The sequence below is a fragment of the Microcoleus sp. EPA2 genome (genome assembly GCA_020882975.1).
Lineage (GTDB): Bacteria > Cyanobacteriota > Cyanobacteriia > Cyanobacteriales > Microcoleaceae > Microcoleus.
Genome location: JAHRFD010000072.1, coordinates 1 through 2939 on the forward strand (window position 1 = coordinate 1; position 2939 = coordinate 2939).

Annotated in this window: 1 protein-coding gene; it reads right to left on the reverse strand. The window is 42.8% G+C overall.

Features of this window, described 5'->3' with window-relative positions; all coding sequences use genetic code 11:
- On the reverse strand, nucleotides 1–1532 hold a 1532-nt coding region (locus AAFP14_RS26640; protein ID WP_341735153.1), incomplete at its 3' end, for a DUF5011 domain-containing protein.
- Nucleotides 1533–2939: the final 1407 nt, after the last annotated feature.

The window sequence follows — 2939 nt, forward strand, 5'->3', positions numbered from 1 at the left end:
CCTAATATTTCTATCACTGGTGCTATACGGTCTACCACGTTTACTTGTCTTACTAATTCGGTCGAGTTGTTTGAGCCATCTCTTACTATGTACGTTATCGTGTAACTACCCAATTTGTTTACATCTACCTTGTTGTCTACTATACGTATCAAACTGTTCTCTGAGTAATAGTTATCGCTTGCATTTACTCCAGGGTCTTCATAGCTCTGGTTATATACATCTAATACCAAAGGGTTGGGGCCCAATAAACTTACTACTGGTGCTATCGTATCTTGTACATCTATTTGTACCTGACGCGGTGGCGTACAATTGTTTAATGGATCGCATAACACAACTTGTATAAAGTAACTCCCCGGTAATGATGTATTTGGACTACCTGTTTGTGTTAGTGTTAATTGGTCTACCGCAAAGTATGTATCTCTTCTTATAATCCCTGAGCCCGTTAGGTAAGGAGTGTTGATTTGGTGTTTGATTACTCCATTCACTCTTAATTCCGGTATTGTGGTTTTTCTAACAATCACCACACGCGTTTTCTCTCCAGTAAAGCCAAACGCATCTCGTACACTGTAGTTAACATAGTAGGTGCCTATGTAAGCAGTATCTACCATACCTATACGGATAATGCGGTCGCTGATGCTATCGCCCACATTGTCTACCGCTACTGCCCCTTGATCTGTGTAACTTTCCTGTCTTGCTTCTACATATACAGTGTCAGGTCCTTTCAACGTTACCGTTGGTCCTACCTGATTTAGCTCTACCTGTATCGTTCTTTCTATCGTATCGCTAATGTTACCATACAAATCTCTTACCCAGTATCTTGCCTTGTAAACCCCTACCATACTCATGTTAATATTGTTGGTCGTCTCGTATCTTGAACTGATATCGCCTTCCCTATTATCTATCGCTAATACGCCTGGATCTACATATATCATTCCGCGTTGTACCCTATGTACACTTGCACCTTTTAAACTGATGGTCGGGGCTAACAAGTCTAAGCCTATCTCTACTGCATAGTCTTCAAAGCATCCCGCTCTTGCCTTATCTGGAGTTAACGTGGTTCCCCCTTCGCTTACTCCTATGCGTAAACGAGTTACCCTGCCGGGAGCGATATCATTCGGTATCATAAACGTACTGCTCCCTACCAAGTTCGTACCATTGCTCTCGCTTAGTATCATCTCTCCTTGGTCGATAAAGTCTGCATCTAAGTTAAAGTCTATCCATGCCTTACGTTCCATAGGCGTTTCTGCTGTTGGACGCATTACTTCCAATTTATAGTTTACCCCGCGGTATAATACTCCGCGTTTGATGTTATACAAGGCCGTATACGTTGGCGTTTTTAATGCCGTGGTCGTATCTACACTTTCAAAAACTACACGCGTGATACCTACATCACTCGCATTCGCTATCGGGAAGTCTGTGTTCGGTTGGTTATAAGCCAATACATCTATATAGAAAAAACGTTCTATCGAGTCTGCCCCAAACATGTTTCTTGCTACTAATTTTACTGCATATTTACCCGGTGAGGTTAACATAAAAATTGGATGTTGACTGCTTGAGTCAGTGCCCGATACATACAATATGTTTTTCGGACTTACTTCCCATCTCCATTGGTTAGGACCATTTCGGCTTATATCCCGTAAGCGGAAGGTATCCGTGGTAAAGCCTGCTGGACGAGGACTGCTAAAGTCTGCTATTGGACGTGTTTGTACTGGTAGTACTATTAAGCGTTTGCAGTACGTTGAACTTCCTTTACAGTTACTTGCGCGTACGCATACATCGCGTAACAATGGGGCTACAGTCGTAAACGTAAAGTTGGCGCCATTCGCACTCGTATGGTCGTTATAAATACCATCTCCGTTTACATCCCAGGTATACGTTACTATGCCCTGACCTACAGTGCCATTAATGTATTGTACTTTTTGCCCTGAATATATCGTATCTGCACACGTAAACAAAGCATTAGGAGCACTGTAGGTGGCCGGTATACTCGTCCATCTGATTACTATACCACTATCCCCTACTGCTGCATTTTGTGGGGCTCCTAATTGCCATTGCATATACAAACGACCACTGTTCGCTACTAGCGTGCGTACACTGTCGGGTAAGTTACCGCCTCCCAATTTTCTTAATATTGGGCCACTTGGCCCTCCGTTGCGGAAAATTATCGTGTCTTGATTTCTTAATCTGAAGCGCTCTAAGTATGCCGTTACACTCGAGGCACATGGGTCGATCGTGTAATAACAGTTACCCATGATACTTGGAAAGTACGGTTGATTAGGGCCCCCATTATCATAAACATAGCCTTCCGGTTGTGTACTCATCGTATCCCCTGCGCTTGCACACATACTCAAGCCGCCTATCACCTCTATATAATCCTTTTTACACACCGAGTCCATACCCACATTATTCCATACCTTTAAACACACATCAAACTTCCCTGCGTTTCTAGCTCGTAATACCGGTAATTGTACTCCTGCAGTTGGTAAAAAATCGTTGGGAGATATATTAGGATCTGTATCGCAACCCCTACAATCTGGACTTACTCTCCACTGCCAACTCGTTGGTCCATTCTCCGATAAATCATACGCTGGGATTTGTTCGCTTACACCTATCGTTAATTTATCCATGAAAAAGTTCGCCACAGGTTTTTTACTCGGATAACCTACATAAACCCATTTGCTTGAACTGTCTGAACCTGTTCTGTTTCTTACTACCAATGTTACCAAATAACTTCCCGTATCAGTAAAGGTATAACGGAAGTTGCGCACGTTATTGCTTATTTGATGGTAGCAGCTGTAATTCTGTACACACTGCGTTGCTCCAGGTTGACCTTCTACTCGCCAATATGAGGCACTATCGCCTGTTGAGTTGTTTACAAACGCATACGGACTGTTGATCCATACAGTATCTATCCCCTTATCATAGGCAAAACTTGATAT